Origin of the sequence: Pseudomonas sp. GXM4, assembly GCF_008923895.1 — a bacterium.
Lineage (GTDB): Bacteria > Pseudomonadota > Gammaproteobacteria > Pseudomonadales > Pseudomonadaceae > Aquipseudomonas > Aquipseudomonas atacamensis.
Genome location: NZ_WBRZ01000177.1, coordinates 1 through 12,142, shown reverse-complemented (window position 1 = coordinate 12,142; position 12,142 = coordinate 1). Strand labels below are relative to the sequence as shown.

The following is a 12,142-nucleotide window of genomic DNA, read 5'->3' as shown; positions in this document are numbered from 1 at the left end:
ATCGGCGCTTGGGTGAAAGGAGGAGGGTGAAAATCTCCCACGGTCTGTACTGCGCTAACAGTCAGAATCGAGCCTTGTCCCTCCTCCTCCCTTCAAGTCCTACCATACAAGCGAGCCTGCTCGCGAAAGCCATTTATCAGGCAAAAATGAATCAGGGTTTGAGCGCGATGACTGCCGCCCACTGCTCCGCCGTCACCGGCATCACCGACAACCGCGAACCCTTCTGCACCAGCGGCAGCTCCGCCAGCGCCGTCTGCTGCTTCAAATAATCCAGCTTCAACACCCGCTCGAACGTCTCGACATGCTCGACATTGATCGCGCTCCACGCGTTTTTCTCCGGCGTAGCTTTCGGATCGAAGTAATGGCTGTCCGGCTCCAGCGCCGTCGGATCGGGATAGGCCGCTTCAATAATTTTGCCAATCCCGGCAATCCCCGGCTCGGGGCAGCTGGAATGGTAGAAAAAGAACTCGTCACCGACCGCCATCGCCCGCAGGAAATTGCGCGCCTGATAGTTGCGAACCCCGTCCCAGCGCGCCTTGCCGAGCTTTTCCAGGCCCTTGATCGAGAGTTCGTCGGGCTCTGATTTCATCAGCCAGTAGGCCATGTGGTGTGCTCCTGAAGCGGTCATTGGGCAGGTTGTCGGGCAATTTTATGACAAACCGACAGTCGGTTGACGTCAGCGTTTGCGCACAGGTTCACGTTGCCGCAAAATGCCGGCCTTTAAAGCTTGACGCTGCTGCACGGCCTACGAACGGAAACCGCTGCTGTCATCGTGATGATGTGCCTTGAGGGGGGCAATCGATGAAACGCAAACCGGATTTGCTATGGACTTTGGTAATTTTGTTTGGCCTGGGCGTGGTGACCACCGGTTACGCGCAGAGCCTGTGGGCGAACAAGACCGACGCGCCGATTGAAGTGGCGCAACAGGTGCAACAGTCGACCGCTTTCAAACGCTGAACCTGTCTCTTCGACGCCGCTGTTCCATGCGGCGTCTACTCTGCGAAATACCACGCCTTGTCGGTAACCGTGCCTTGTAACGGCACATCCCAACTCGCCTGCGCTAAACGCTCGACCTTCTGACACTCATGGGCCAGGCCCAGCAGCGTCGGCTTGCGCCAGTTATTGCGGCGGGCCAGATAGGCGAGGCTGCGATCATAAAATCCGCCGCCCATGCCCAGGCGCCCGCCGACATCGTCAAACCCCACCAGCGGCAACAGCACCAGATCCAGCGCCCAGACCTTGCGTTGCCGAGCCAGATTGGCCCGGGGCTCGAGGATGCGGAAGCGATTGGGCGTGAGCTTTTCGCCGGGGCGGATGCGCTGGAAGACCATTTTCGTTCGTGGCCACGCGCTGAGTACCGGCAGATAAGTCGCCTTGCCACGACGCAGGGCTTCGCGCAGCAGCAGGCGCGGATCGATTTCACCGTCGGTGGGCAAATACAGAGAGATATGTTTCGCCCGGCGAAAGTGCGGGTCTTGCGCCAATTGCCGGAACAGGCCTTTGGCAGCCCGGCGTTGTTCGCCCGGCGTCAGTGCGCGGCGCGCCTTGCGCAGCAGGCGGCGGAGTTGCGGGCGGGGCAGCAGCGCGGGTTCGGTCATGGTTCGGCTTCGGCAGGTGGATGCAAAAACGTACGCATAAAAAATCCGATGTCGGCATACACCGACATCGGATTCGAATCAGGCTCCCCGGATGAACCGCTGTCAACTCAGCCCTTGAACCCGAAAGTTCAAGGTGGAAGAAGCAGTAGACTTTAAGGCTTTCCGTCTAGCGGACATGCACACCAGCCCAACGTGCAACTTCCAGGGTAGTGCGAATCGGCTCCGGGACATCGTCAACTGGCAAGCACCCCAGGGAGTGCCGCGAGTATACCTCAAGCTGTCAGTCGAATCAGCCCTTGGCGGTGTTCTGATCGTCGGCCAGGACCAGATCGACACGATCGAGCAAGTCGCGTACCTGTTCGCGGGTCGAACCGCTGGCCTGGATGTCCGGGCGCTCTTCTTTGTGCAACAGGTCGTGGGTGATGTTCAGCGCGGCCATCACGGCAATGCGGTCGGCGCCGATGACTTTGCCGCTGCTGCGGATCTCGCGCATCTTGCCGTCCAGGTAGCGGGCGGCGCTGACCAGATTGCTGCGTTCTTCCGGCGGGCAGATGATCGAATACTCTTTGTCGAGGATCTGCACGGTAACGCTATTGCTTGAACTCATGAGTCTTGCTCCAGGGCCTTGAGGCGCGAAATCATCGATTCGACCTTACGCCGGGCGATTTCGTTTTTTTCAATGAGGTGAGCGCGTTCCTCGCGCCAGGTTTTTTCCTGAGCTAGTAAGAGTGCGTTTTGACTCTTAAGTTGCTCGACTCGGCCAATCAGCACTTCGAGTCTGGCCATCAGCGCTTGCAGGTCGGTGTCTTCCATTGGGTCCACGTGTTCGTCTGATGGGTGGTGACTGGCGGACAGCCTTTAATGGTCTTGGCGGGGCTGTCGATGTAGGATACAAGGCCTTCATTCTAGACATAGCGCCGTCTGGCGCCTAGCTGCCCATGACCATTGCGAATTCCCCGTACCAAGCCTTTGCCACCCTGCTGACTGCCAGCGGCCACAACGTCTCGCCTGCCGAACTGCACGGCGTGCTGCTCGGGCGCAGTTGCGCCGGGGCCGGCTTCGATCACGAAGGCTGGTTGATCGACGCCGCCGAACTGCTCGAAGGCGATATCCAGGACAACGTCCGCAACGCCCTGATCGGCCTGCAGGAGATGGTCAAAGGCGAGCTGACCGGCGCCGACATCACCGTCGTGCTGCTGCTGCCGACCGACGATGCACCGCTGGCCGAGCGCGCCGCCGCACTGGGCGAGTGGTGCCAGGGCTTCCTCAGCGGTTTCGGTCTGACCCGCCGTGCTTATGCACTGAGTGACGAAGCCAACGAAGTGCTGCGGGATCTGGCCGCCATCGCTCAGGTGCAGGACGCGCTGGAAGAATCCGAAGACGGCGAATCCGACTACATGGAAGTCATGGAATACCTGCGCGTCGCGCCGTTGCTGCTGTTCTCGGAAACCAAAAAAGCCGATGTGCCGCCAGCCGCCAAGCCGTCGCTGCATTAATCGCGTGCCAGGGAAAGCCATCTGCCCATGACCCACATCCCCAAAGCGGAATACAGCCGTCGCCGCAAGGCCCTGATGGCGCAGATGGAACCCAACAGCATCGCGATCCTGCCCGCCGCCGCGGTGGCAATCCGCAACCGCGACGTCGAGCACGTCTACCGTCAGGACAGCGACTTCCAGTACCTCAGCGGTTTTCCCGAGCCACAAGCCGTCATCGTCCTGATGCCCGGCCGCGAGCACGGCGAGTACATCCTGTTCTGCCGTGAACGCAACGCCGAACGCGAATTGTGGGATGGCCTGCGCGCCGGGCAGGAAGGCGCGATCCGCGAGTACGGCGCCGACGACGCCTTTCCGATTACCGATATCGACGACATCCTCCCGGGCCTGATCGAAGGCCGCGACCGGGTGTATTCGGCGATGGGCAGCAACCCTGAATTCGATCGGCATTTGATGGACTGGATCAACGTGATCCGCTCCAAGGCGCACCTCGGCGCGCAGCCGCCGAATGAATTCGTTGCCCTGGATCACCTCCTGCACGACATGCGCCTGTATAAATCGGCGGCAGAAGTGAAGGTGATGCGCGAAGCCGCGCGGATTTCGGCGCAGGCGCATATCCGCGCGATGCAGGCCAGTCGTCCGGGGCTGTATGAATACAGCCTCGAAGCCGAACTGGATTACGAATTCCGCAAGGGCGGGGCGAAGATGCCGGCCTACGGTTCGATCGTCGCCGCCGGGCGCAACAGCTGCATCCTGCATTACCAGCAGAATGACGCGCTGCTCAAGGACGGCGATCTGGTGTTGATAGACGCTGGTTGCGAGATCGACTGCTACGCCAGCGATATCACCCGTACGTGGCCGGTCAACGGCAAGTTTTCGCCGGAGCAGAAGGCGATCTACGAGTTGGTGCTGGCTTCCCAGGAAGCGGCATTTGCCGAGATCGCCCCGGACAAGCACTGGAATCAGGCGCACGAAGCCACGGTTCGAGTGATTACCACAGGGCTGGTGAAACTCGGTTTGCTAAAAGGCGAGGTCGACGAGTTGATTGCGAGCGAAGCTTACAAAGCTTTCTACATGCACCGCGCCGGCCACTGGCTGGGCATGGATGTGCATGACGTTGGCGAGTACAAGGTCGGCGGCGAATGGCGTGTGCTGGAGGTCGGCATGGCGCTGACCGTGGAGCCGGGCATCTACATCGCGGCGGACAATCAGAACGTGGCGAAGAAATGGCGCGGTATTGGCGTGCGCATCGAGGATGACGTGGTCGTGACCCGATCCGGTTGTGAAATTCTCACCAGCGGCGTGCCGAAAACCGTCGCCGAGATCGAAGCGCTGATGGCACAAGCAAGGACACACGCAGCATGAGTCGAGTCAATCTGGCAATCATCGGTGGCGGTCTGGTTGGCGCCAGTCTGGCGTTGGCGTTGCAGGCCGGGGCCAAGGCGCAGGGCTGGAAAATCGTCCTGATCGAACCGTTCGCCCCCGGCGACAGCTGGCAGCCGAGCTACGACGCCCGCTCCTCGGCGTTGTCGTTCGGCTCGCGGCAGATTTATCAGCGCCTGGGCGTGTGGCAGGAAATTTCCCGCCGAGCCGAGCCGATCAAACAGATTCACGTCTCCGACCGTGGCCGCTTCTCCACCGCGCGCTTGTCGGCGATGGAAGAGGGTGTGCCAGCGCTCGGTTACGTGGTGGAAAACGCCTGGCTCGGCCAGTGCCTGTGGCAACACCTCGATAAAGACGTGATCACGTGGCGCTGCCCGGCGGAAGTCATGCGCATGGAGCCGTTGGCCGATGGCTATCGCCTGACCCTCAACGATGAAACCACCCTTGAATGCGACCTCGCGGTGCTCGCCGATGGCGGCCGCTCCGGGTTGCGCGAACAGTTGGGCATCAACGTGCGCAAGCGCCCGTACAACCAGAGCGCGCTGATTGCCAACATCACCCCGAGTGAAGCGCACAACGGCATGGCCTTCGAGCGCTTTACCGATGAGGGGCCGATGGCCCTGCTGCCGTTGCCGGACAATCGCTGCGCACTGGTGTGGACCCGTCTGGGCATGGATGCGCAGCGTCTGACTGAATTGAGCGAGCGTGATTTTCTCAGCGAGCTGCAAGGCGTGTTCGGTTACCGCCTCGGCACTTTGAAACAGGTCGGCGCACGGCATCTTTATCCGCTGTCACTGATCGAAGCTGAAGAACAGGTGCGCTCACATCTGGCCGTGCTCGGCAACGCCGCACACAGCCTGCACCCGATCGCCGGGCAGGGCTTCAACCTGTCGCTGCGTGACGCCGACGCCTTGGCTGCCGCGCTGTTGGCCAGCGACAAGCCGCTGGGCGACTTCGCCACGTTGCAAGCCTATCGCGAACGGCAGCGCCTCGATCAGGACCTGACGGTGGGCTTCTCCGATCAGGTCACGCGCCTGTTCGGCAGCACCCAGCCGCTGGTGTCGCTGGGGCGCAATCTCGGCCTGCTCGGCCTCGACCTGCTGCCGCCAGCCAAGCGCTGGTTCGCCCGGCAGGCGATGGGCCTGGGAACCCGTCCGGATGCTTGAGTGGCTGAGCAAAAAATTCGGCAAGGCGCGGTTGATGCGCTGGGTAATGACCTTCTACCCACCGTATCTCGGCGCCGGAGTGCGCGTTCGGCACATCAGTGACGACTTTCGCGATGTGCAGGTGTCCATGGGTTTGGGTTGGTACAACCGCAACTACGTCGGCACCCAGTTTGGCGGCAGTCTGTATTCGATGGTCGACCCGTTCTTCATGTTGATGCTCATGGAAAACCTCGGCCCGAAATACATCGTCTGGGACAAGGCCGCCGACATCGATTTCATTGCGCCGGGCAAAGGCCCGGTGTTCGCCCGGTTCAACATCGACCAGACCCTGCTCGACGAGATCCGCCGGCAGACCGCCAACGGCGAGAAATACCTGCCGCAGTTGCAGGTCGACATTCATGACGGCGCCGGCAACCTCGTGGCGCGGGTCGGTAAAACCCTTTACGTGCGGCTCAAGCCGCAAGCGAGACAGGCCTAAAGCATGGAAATGCGCGCAGATGTGCTGATTGTCGGAGCCGGAATGGTCGGCAGCGCCCTGGCGCTGGCGTTACAGGACAGTGGGCTGGAAGTGCTGTTGCTCGACGGTAGCCCGCTGAGTGTCAAACCCTTCGCTGCCGACGCTGCATTCGAACCGCGCGTCAGCGCATTGTCGGCGGCGAGCCAGCGCATTCTCGAACGCCTTGGCGTCTGGGACGGCATCGCCCAGCGGCGCAGCAGCCCGTACACCGACATGCACGTGTGGGACGGCAGCGGCACCGGGCAGATTCATTTCTCGGCGAGCAGTGTGCATGCCGATGTGCTCGGCCACATCGTCGAAAACCGCGTGGTCCAGGATGCGCTGCTCGAGCGTTTGCATGATTGCGACCTGGGCATGCTGGCCAATGCGCGGCTGGAGCAGATGCGTCGTTCCGGCGATGACTGGCTGCTGACCCTGGCCGATGGCCGCACCTTGCGCGCACCGCTGGTGATCGCGGCGGACGGCGCCAATTCAGCGGTGCGCCGTCTCACTGGGGTGGCGACTCGCGAGTGGGATTATCTGCATCACGCCATCGTCACCAGCGTGCGCTGCAGCCAGCCGCACCGCAAAACCGCGTGGCAGCGCTTTACCGATCACGGGCCATTGGCGTTTCTGCCGCTGGAACGTGATGGTCAGCAGGACTGGTGCTCGATCGTCTGGTCGACCACACCGGCTGAAGCCGAGCGCTTGATGGCGCTGGAAGAGACTGCGTTTTGCGCTGAGCTGGAGCGCGCGTTCGAAGGGTGCCTCGGTGAAGTCATCAGCGCCGACCCGCGTCTGTGCGTGCCGCTGCGTCAGCGTCACGCCAAACATTATGTCGCTGAAGGCCTGGCCTTGATCGGTGATGCGGCGCACACCATTCACCCCTTGGCCGGGCAGGGTGTGAACCTCGGTTTCCTCGATGCAGCGGTGCTGGCGGAAGTGCTGCTGCAAGCGCATGAACGTGGTGAGCGACTGGCGGATGTCAAAGTGTTGAGCCGTTATGAGCGTCGGCGCATGCCACACAATCTGGCGCTGATGGCGGCGATGGAAGGCTTCGAGCGGTTGTTCCAGGCCGACCCGCTGCCACTGCGCTGGTTGCGCAATGCCGGGTTGAAACTGGTCGAGCAGATGCCCGAGGTGAAGGCGCTGTTTGTGCGCGAGGCGCTGGGGCTGACGGGGGACCTTCCGGCCTTGGCCAAACCCTGAGATGTTCGTTGTTGCTGCTGACCTCATCGCGGGCAAGCCCGCTCCCACAGTGGTCGGTGTGAAGCATTAATGTTGGACACACCGAAAACTTTGTGGGAGCTGGCTTGCCAGCGATGGCGTCGGCAAACCCGACACAAAAAAACGCTGTGCAACATCTGGTAACTCCTTCCCCCAGTGTTCGATTGAGAAGGTAAATGTGAGTCCTTATCATTTGGCCCACCTTTCCCGACCGTGAGACCACTCCCATGTTGGCACCCAAGCGTCTTCTGACCGCACTGGCCTTGACCCTGATCGGCAGCACCACTGCCCAGGCCGCCGATGAGGTGGTGGTGTACTCGTCGCGCATCGATGAGCTGATCAAACCGGTATTCGATGCCTACACCGCCAAGACCGGGGTGAAGATCAAGTTCATCACCGACAAGGAAGCGCCGCTGATGCAGCGCATCAAGGCCGAAGGTGAAAACGCCACCGCCGATCTGCTGCTCACCGTCGATGCCGGCAACCTTTGGCAGGCCGAGCAGATGGGCATCCTTCAGCCGTTCACTTCGAAAACCATCGACGCCAACATCCCCCTGCAATATCGCTCGTCCACCCACGCCTGGACCGGCCTGAGCCTGCGCGCGCGGACCATCGCCTATTCCACCGAGCGGGTGAAGCCGGGTGAACTGACCACCTACGAAGCGCTGGCCGACAAGAATTGGGAAGGCCGCCTGTGCCTGCGCACGGCGAAGAAGGTCTACAACCAGTCGCTGACTGCGACCATGATCGAAGTCCACGGCGCCGAGAAGACCGAGAAAATCCTCAAGGGCTGGGTCAACAACCTGTCCACTGACGTGTTCTCCGATGACGTTGCAGTGCTGGAAGCGATCAACGCCGGGCAGTGCGACGTCGGCATCGTCAACACCTACTACTACGGTCGCCTGCACAAGCAAAAGCCTGAACTGCCGGTGAAGCTGTTCTGGCCGAATCAGGCCGATCGCGGTGTGCATGTGAATCTGTCGGGCATCGGCCTGACCAAACATGCACCGCACCCGGAAGCGGCCAAGGCCCTGGTCGAATGGATGACCACGCCTGAGGCACAGAAGATTTTTGCCGATGTGAACCAGGAATTCCCGGCCAACCCGGCGGTGGCGCCATCGGAAGAAGTGGCGGCTTGGGGCAAGTTCATTGCTGATACCTTGCCGGTAGAAGTGGCGGGCAAACGTCAGGCCGAGGCGATCCGGATGATGGATCGGGCGGGGTGGAACTGAGGCGTTTCGTGTAACTGTTGATCGTTCCCACGCTCCGCGTGGGAATGCAGCCCTCGACGCTCTGCGTCGTGCCGCTGAAAGCGTGACGCGGAGCGTCACAGGATGTGTGCCCACGCAGAGCGTGGGCACAATCATTTGAACGAGATTGTTTCCTTGGCCCACCCCGCCCAACGCCGCTGGTACCCCATCGTCTTCGCCATCGCCGCGCTGGTGTTGTTGCCGCTGAGCGTGCTGCTGCTGTCGTGGCAGACCATCGATCAGCAGATCTGGTCGCACCTGTGGCAAACCCAGATGCCGCGTCTGCTCGGCAATACCCTGACGCTGATCCTCGGCGTCGGTGTCGGCGTGACTCTGCTGGGTGTCAGCCTGGCGTGGCTGACCAGCCTCTGCGAGTTCCCTGGTCGGCGCTGGCTCGACTGGGCGCTGATGCTGCCCTTCGCCATCCCTGCCTATGTACTGGCGTTCGTCTTCGTCGGCCTGCTCGATTTCGCCGGCCCCGTGCAGTCCCTGTTGCGCGAATGGTTCGGCACCGGCCTGCGCCTGCCTCGGGTACGGTCCACCGGCGGGGTGATCGTGGTGCTGGTGCTGGTGTTTTATCCCTACGTTTATCTGCTGGCGCGCACCGCGTTTCTGGCTCAGGGCAAAGGCCTGATGGAAGCGGCGCGGGTGCTCGGGCAGTCGCCGTGGCAGGCGTTCTGGCGGGTTGCGCTGCCGATGGCGCGTCCGGCGATTGGCGCAGGCGTGGCGCTGGCGCTGATGGAAACCCTGGCCGATTTTGGCGCGGTGTCGGTGTTCAACTTCGACACCTTCACCACGGCAATCTACAAGACCTGGTACGGCTTCTTCAGCCTGCCCAGCGCTGCGCAACTGGCCAGTCTGTTGCTGCTGGTGGTGATGCTGGTGCTGTACGGCGAGCGCCGTGCGCGCGGGGCGAATCGGGCCAGCAATGAGCGGCCACGGGTGAAGGCGCTGTATCACCTGCGCGGGCTCAAGGCGTTCGCGGCGACAGGCTGGTGTGGATTGGTGTTCGCCTGCGCCTTCGTCATCCCGGTGCTGCAACTGATCGTGTGGTTCTGGCAGCGTGGACGTTTCGATCTGGACGAGCGCTACGCCGGACTGATTCTGCACACGCTGTATCTGGGGGCGATGGCCGCGCTGATCACCGTCAGCGTTGCGCTATTGCTGGCGTTTGCCCGGCGTCTGGCGCCGACCCCAGCCATCAACTCCGGCGTCGGTCTGGCCAATCTCGGCTACGCCTTGCCCGGTTCGGTGCTGGCGGTGTCGATCATGCTTGCCTTCAGTTATCTGGATCGTGAACTGGTGATTCCGCTTTCGTCATGGCTTGGCGGTGCCGGCAAACCGTTGCTGCTTGGCAGCCTCGCGGCGTTGCTGATGGCTTATCTGGTGCGCTTCATTGCCGTGGCGTATGGGCCTCTGGAAAGCAGTCTGGCGCGTATACGGCCATCTTTGCCCGAAGCGGCACGTAGCCTGGGTGTCAGTGGGCCGCGACTGTTTTTCAAAGTGTATCTGCCGCTATTGCTGCCCGGCACCTTGAGCGCCGCGTTGCTGGTGTTCGTCGATGTGCTCAAGGAAATGCCCGCGACCCTGCTGATGCGCCCGTTTGGCTGGGACACGCTGGCGGTGCGCATCTTCGAAATGACCAGTGAAGGCGAATGGGCGCGCGCCTCATTGCCGGCATTGACCCTGGTGCTGGTCGGGTTGTTGCCGGTGATCGGATTGATTCGACGTTCGGCGCACCGAAATACTTAGTCGTCAGTCCTACATCATGCGGCTACAATGCGCGGCATTCGGTGCGGTTCGTCTGACAGACCCGTGCGCTGGAATCGGCTGCAAGCCTTATTCATCAAGGCTTTCAGCCGTATAGCGGCGGTCCGCACCCTCGCCACGCCCGGAAGGAGAAACCCATGGGACAGCGTACGCCTCTGTATGACCTGCACCTCGCGCTCGGCGCGAAGATGGTCGATTTTGGCGGTTGGGACATGCCACTGCATTACGGCTCGCAGGTCGAGGAGCACCACGAAGTGCGCCGCGATTGCGGGGTGTTCGATGTTTCCCATATGACCGTGATCGATGTCACCGGCGCCCAGGCCAAAGCCTGGCTCCAGCATTTGCTGGCCAACGACGTCGAACGTCTGCACCGCCCCGGCCGGGCGTTGTACAGCACCATGCTCAATGAGCGCGGTGGCATCGTCGACGACATGATCGTCTATCGCCTCGACGACGCGTACCGGCTGGTGTTCAACGCCTCGACCCGCGATCAGGATCTGGCCTGGATGAACGCCCAGCTCGGCGCCTACGACGTGCAACTGCACGAGCGCGCCGAGCTGGCGATGCTCGCCATCCAGGGCCCGCAGGCCCGGCACAAGATTGCCGAACTGGTCACCCAGTCCCGCGCCACGCTGATCCAGCAACTCAAACCTTTCGAAGGCGCCATCGACGGCGACTGGTTCATCGCGCGTACCGGTTACACCGGCGAGGATGGCCTGGAAATCTGCCTGCCCGCGAATCAGGCGCCGGGTTTCTTCAACGATCTGGTCGGTGCGGGTATTTCGCCGATCGGTCTCGGTGCTCGCGACACCTTGCGTGTCGAGGCCGGAATGAACCTGTACGGTCAGGACATTCATCAGGACGTTTCACCGCTGGCCTCGAACATGGCCTGGAGCATCGCCTGGGAGCCAGCCTCGCGGCAGTTCATCGGCCGCGCGGCGCTGGAGGCGGAAAAAGCCGCCGGTGTGGCGCACAAACTGGTCGGTCTGGTACTGGAAGAGCGCGGCGTTTTGCGCGCTCACCAGGTGGTTCGCATCGCCGATGTTGGCGAAGGGGAGATCACCAGTGGTAGTTTCTCTCCTACGCTGAGCAAATCGATTGCCCTGGCGCGTGTACCGATGGCAACCGCCGACCGCGCCGAAGTGGAAATTCGTGGCAAGTGGTATCCGGTGCGAGTGGTCAAACCGACCTTCGTGCGCCATGGCAAAACCTTGATCTAACCTTTTCTGGCGGGCATGACCGCTGACCAATTTCCGAGGAACCGAAGATGAGCGATATCCCTGCCGAACTGCGTTTTGCCGAAAGTCATGAATGGGCGCGTCTGGAAACCGACGGCACCGTCACCGTGGGCATCAGCGATCACGCGCAGGAAGCGCTTGGCGACGTGGTGTTTGTCGAGCTGACTGAAGTGGGCAAGGTGTTCGCCGCCGGTGATCAATCCGGCGTGGTCGAGTCGGTGAAAGCCGCCTCCGACATCTACGCCCCGGTCAGCGGTGAGGTCATCGCGATCAACGAAGACCTGAGCGGCTCGCCCGAACTGCTGAACTCCGACCCGTACGGCGCGTGGATCTTCAAGCTCAAGCCAAGCGACAAGGCCGAGCTGGACAAGCTGCTGGATGCTGCTGGGTACAAGGCTGCACTCGGCGAGTAAGTCGCCGGCAACACCCAAAGCCCCGATTCGTCGGGGCTTTTTTTCAGAATCAAAAGATCGCAGCCTTCGGCAGCTCCTACCTTTGAAATACATTCCCCTGTAGGAGCT

Annotated in this window: 14 protein-coding genes and 1 other RNA gene; 10 read left to right on the top strand and 5 right to left on the bottom strand. The window is 61.8% G+C overall.

The window, feature by feature from the left end; all coding sequences use genetic code 11:
* Nucleotides 1-151: 151 nt before the first annotated feature.
* Nucleotides 152-604, bottom strand: a complete 453-nt coding sequence (locus F8N49_RS19595; RefSeq protein ID WP_151552193.1) for an EVE domain-containing protein — start codon at nucleotides 602-604, stop codon at nucleotides 152-154.
* A 197-nt stretch (nucleotides 605-801) separates the two neighbouring features.
* On the opposite strand from F8N49_RS19595, the gene F8N49_RS27935 reads away from it, so the two are divergent.
* Nucleotides 802-957 (top strand): hypothetical protein, encoded by a 156-nt coding sequence (locus tag F8N49_RS27935; RefSeq protein WP_024014743.1) that lies wholly within the window; start codon nucleotides 802-804, stop codon nucleotides 955-957.
* A 35-nt stretch (nucleotides 958-992) separates the two neighbouring features.
* Here the strand turns inward: F8N49_RS27935 and F8N49_RS19590 are convergent, their stop codons facing one another.
* The 4 genes from F8N49_RS19590 to F8N49_RS19575 all read right to left on the bottom strand — a co-directional run bounded on the left by F8N49_RS19590 (nucleotide 993) and on the right by F8N49_RS19575 (nucleotide 2,411).
* A complete protein-coding gene (locus F8N49_RS19590; protein ID WP_151552191.1) occupies nucleotides 993-1,598 on the bottom strand; it encodes a 5-formyltetrahydrofolate cyclo-ligase in 606 nt (201 codons plus the stop codon).
* 80 nt (nucleotides 1,599-1,678) lie between these two features.
* Nucleotides 1,679-1,857, bottom strand: a non-coding RNA gene (gene ssrS / locus F8N49_RS19585) — 6S RNA.
* Between the two features lie 30 nt (nucleotides 1,858-1,887).
* A complete protein-coding gene (locus tag F8N49_RS19580; protein WP_016772632.1) occupies nucleotides 1,888-2,205 on the bottom strand; it encodes a cell division protein ZapA in 318 nt (105 codons plus the stop codon).
* Nucleotides 2,202-2,411, bottom strand: a complete 210-nt coding sequence (locus F8N49_RS19575) for a TIGR02449 family protein (RefSeq protein WP_151552189.1) — start codon at nucleotides 2,409-2,411, stop codon at nucleotides 2,202-2,204. Before F8N49_RS19575 ends, F8N49_RS19580 begins: the two co-directional genes overlap by 4 nt.
* A gap of 125 nt (nucleotides 2,412-2,536) precedes the next feature.
* On the opposite strand from F8N49_RS19575, the gene F8N49_RS19570 reads away from it, so the two are divergent.
* The 9 genes from F8N49_RS19570 (at nucleotide 2,537) to gcvH (ending at nucleotide 12,034) form a co-directional block, all read left to right on the top strand.
* A complete protein-coding gene (locus F8N49_RS19570) occupies nucleotides 2,537-3,094 on the top strand; it encodes a YecA family protein (protein WP_110644472.1) in 558 nt (185 codons plus the stop codon).
* Nucleotides 3,095-3,121: 27 nt separating this feature from the next.
* Nucleotides 3,122-4,456 (top strand): Xaa-Pro aminopeptidase, encoded by a 1,335-nt coding sequence (gene pepP / locus F8N49_RS19565; protein ID WP_016772634.1) that lies wholly within the window; start codon nucleotides 3,122-3,124, stop codon nucleotides 4,454-4,456.
* Nucleotides 4,453-5,640, top strand: coding sequence for a 2-octaprenyl-6-methoxyphenyl hydroxylase (gene ubiH, locus F8N49_RS19560; RefSeq protein WP_122705607.1), 1,188 nt, complete (start codon nucleotides 4,453-4,455; stop codon nucleotides 5,638-5,640). Before pepP ends, ubiH begins: the two co-directional genes overlap by 4 nt.
* Entirely contained in the window at nucleotides 5,633-6,118 is a 486-nt protein-coding gene (locus F8N49_RS19555) for a DUF4442 domain-containing protein (protein ID WP_039757437.1), read from the top strand. The genes ubiH and F8N49_RS19555 overlap by 8 nt, the downstream gene beginning before the upstream one ends.
* A 9-nt stretch (nucleotides 6,119-6,127) precedes the next feature.
* Nucleotides 6,128-7,345, top strand: a complete 1,218-nt coding sequence (locus F8N49_RS19550) for a 2-octaprenyl-3-methyl-6-methoxy-1,4-benzoquinol hydroxylase (RefSeq protein ID WP_178117023.1) — start codon at nucleotides 6,128-6,130, stop codon at nucleotides 7,343-7,345.
* A gap of 245 nt (nucleotides 7,346-7,590) precedes the next feature.
* Nucleotides 7,591-8,595 carry an extracellular solute-binding protein gene (locus tag F8N49_RS19545; protein WP_016772637.1) on the top strand — a complete coding sequence of 335 codons (1,005 nt, stop codon included), beginning with the start codon at nucleotides 7,591-7,593 and terminating at the stop codon, nucleotides 8,593-8,595.
* Between the two features lie 153 nt (nucleotides 8,596-8,748).
* The gene (locus F8N49_RS19540) at nucleotides 8,749-10,365 is read left to right on the top strand and encodes an iron ABC transporter permease (protein ID WP_151552185.1); all 1,617 of its coding nucleotides are present in this window, start codon (nucleotides 8,749-8,751) and stop codon (nucleotides 10,363-10,365) included.
* A gap of 155 nt (nucleotides 10,366-10,520) precedes the next feature.
* A complete protein-coding gene (gcvT, locus tag F8N49_RS19535) occupies nucleotides 10,521-11,603 on the top strand; it encodes a glycine cleavage system aminomethyltransferase GcvT (protein WP_071172161.1) in 1,083 nt (360 codons plus the stop codon).
* Between the two features lie 47 nt (nucleotides 11,604-11,650).
* Nucleotides 11,651-12,034 (top strand): glycine cleavage system protein GcvH, encoded by a 384-nt coding sequence (gcvH, locus tag F8N49_RS19530; protein WP_122751187.1) that lies wholly within the window; start codon nucleotides 11,651-11,653, stop codon nucleotides 12,032-12,034.
* Nucleotides 12,035-12,142: the final 108 nt, after the last annotated feature.

Excerpts from the sequence above, each read along its gene's own strand:
- F8N49_RS19595 (WP_151552193.1), bottom strand. The coding sequence starts at position 604 with ATGGCCTACTGGCTGATGAAATCAGAGCCCGACGAACTCTCGATCAAG.
- F8N49_RS27935 (WP_024014743.1), top strand. The coding sequence starts at position 802 with ATGAAACGCAAACCGGATTTGCTATGGACTTTGGTAATTTTGTTTGGC.
- F8N49_RS19590 (WP_151552191.1), bottom strand. The coding sequence starts at position 1,598 with ATGACCGAACCCGCGCTGCTGCCCCGCCCGCAACTCCGCCGCCTGCTG.
- F8N49_RS19580 (WP_016772632.1), bottom strand. The coding sequence starts at position 2,205 with ATGAGTTCAAGCAATAGCGTTACCGTGCAGATCCTCGACAAAGAGTAT.
- F8N49_RS19575 (WP_151552189.1), bottom strand. The coding sequence starts at position 2,411 with ATGGAAGACACCGACCTGCAAGCGCTGATGGCCAGACTCGAAGTGCTG.
- F8N49_RS19570 (WP_110644472.1), top strand. The coding sequence starts at position 2,537 with ATGACCATTGCGAATTCCCCGTACCAAGCCTTTGCCACCCTGCTGACT.
- pepP (WP_016772634.1), top strand. The coding sequence starts at position 3,122 with ATGACCCACATCCCCAAAGCGGAATACAGCCGTCGCCGCAAGGCCCTG.
- ubiH (WP_122705607.1), top strand. The coding sequence starts at position 4,453 with ATGAGTCGAGTCAATCTGGCAATCATCGGTGGCGGTCTGGTTGGCGCC.
- F8N49_RS19555 (WP_039757437.1), top strand. The coding sequence starts at position 5,633 with ATGCTTGAGTGGCTGAGCAAAAAATTCGGCAAGGCGCGGTTGATGCGC.
- F8N49_RS19550 (WP_178117023.1), top strand. The coding sequence starts at position 6,128 with ATGCGCGCAGATGTGCTGATTGTCGGAGCCGGAATGGTCGGCAGCGCC.
- F8N49_RS19545 (WP_016772637.1), top strand. The coding sequence starts at position 7,591 with ATGTTGGCACCCAAGCGTCTTCTGACCGCACTGGCCTTGACCCTGATC.
- gcvT (WP_071172161.1), top strand. The coding sequence starts at position 10,521 with ATGGGACAGCGTACGCCTCTGTATGACCTGCACCTCGCGCTCGGCGCG.
- gcvH (WP_122751187.1), top strand. The coding sequence starts at position 11,651 with ATGAGCGATATCCCTGCCGAACTGCGTTTTGCCGAAAGTCATGAATGG.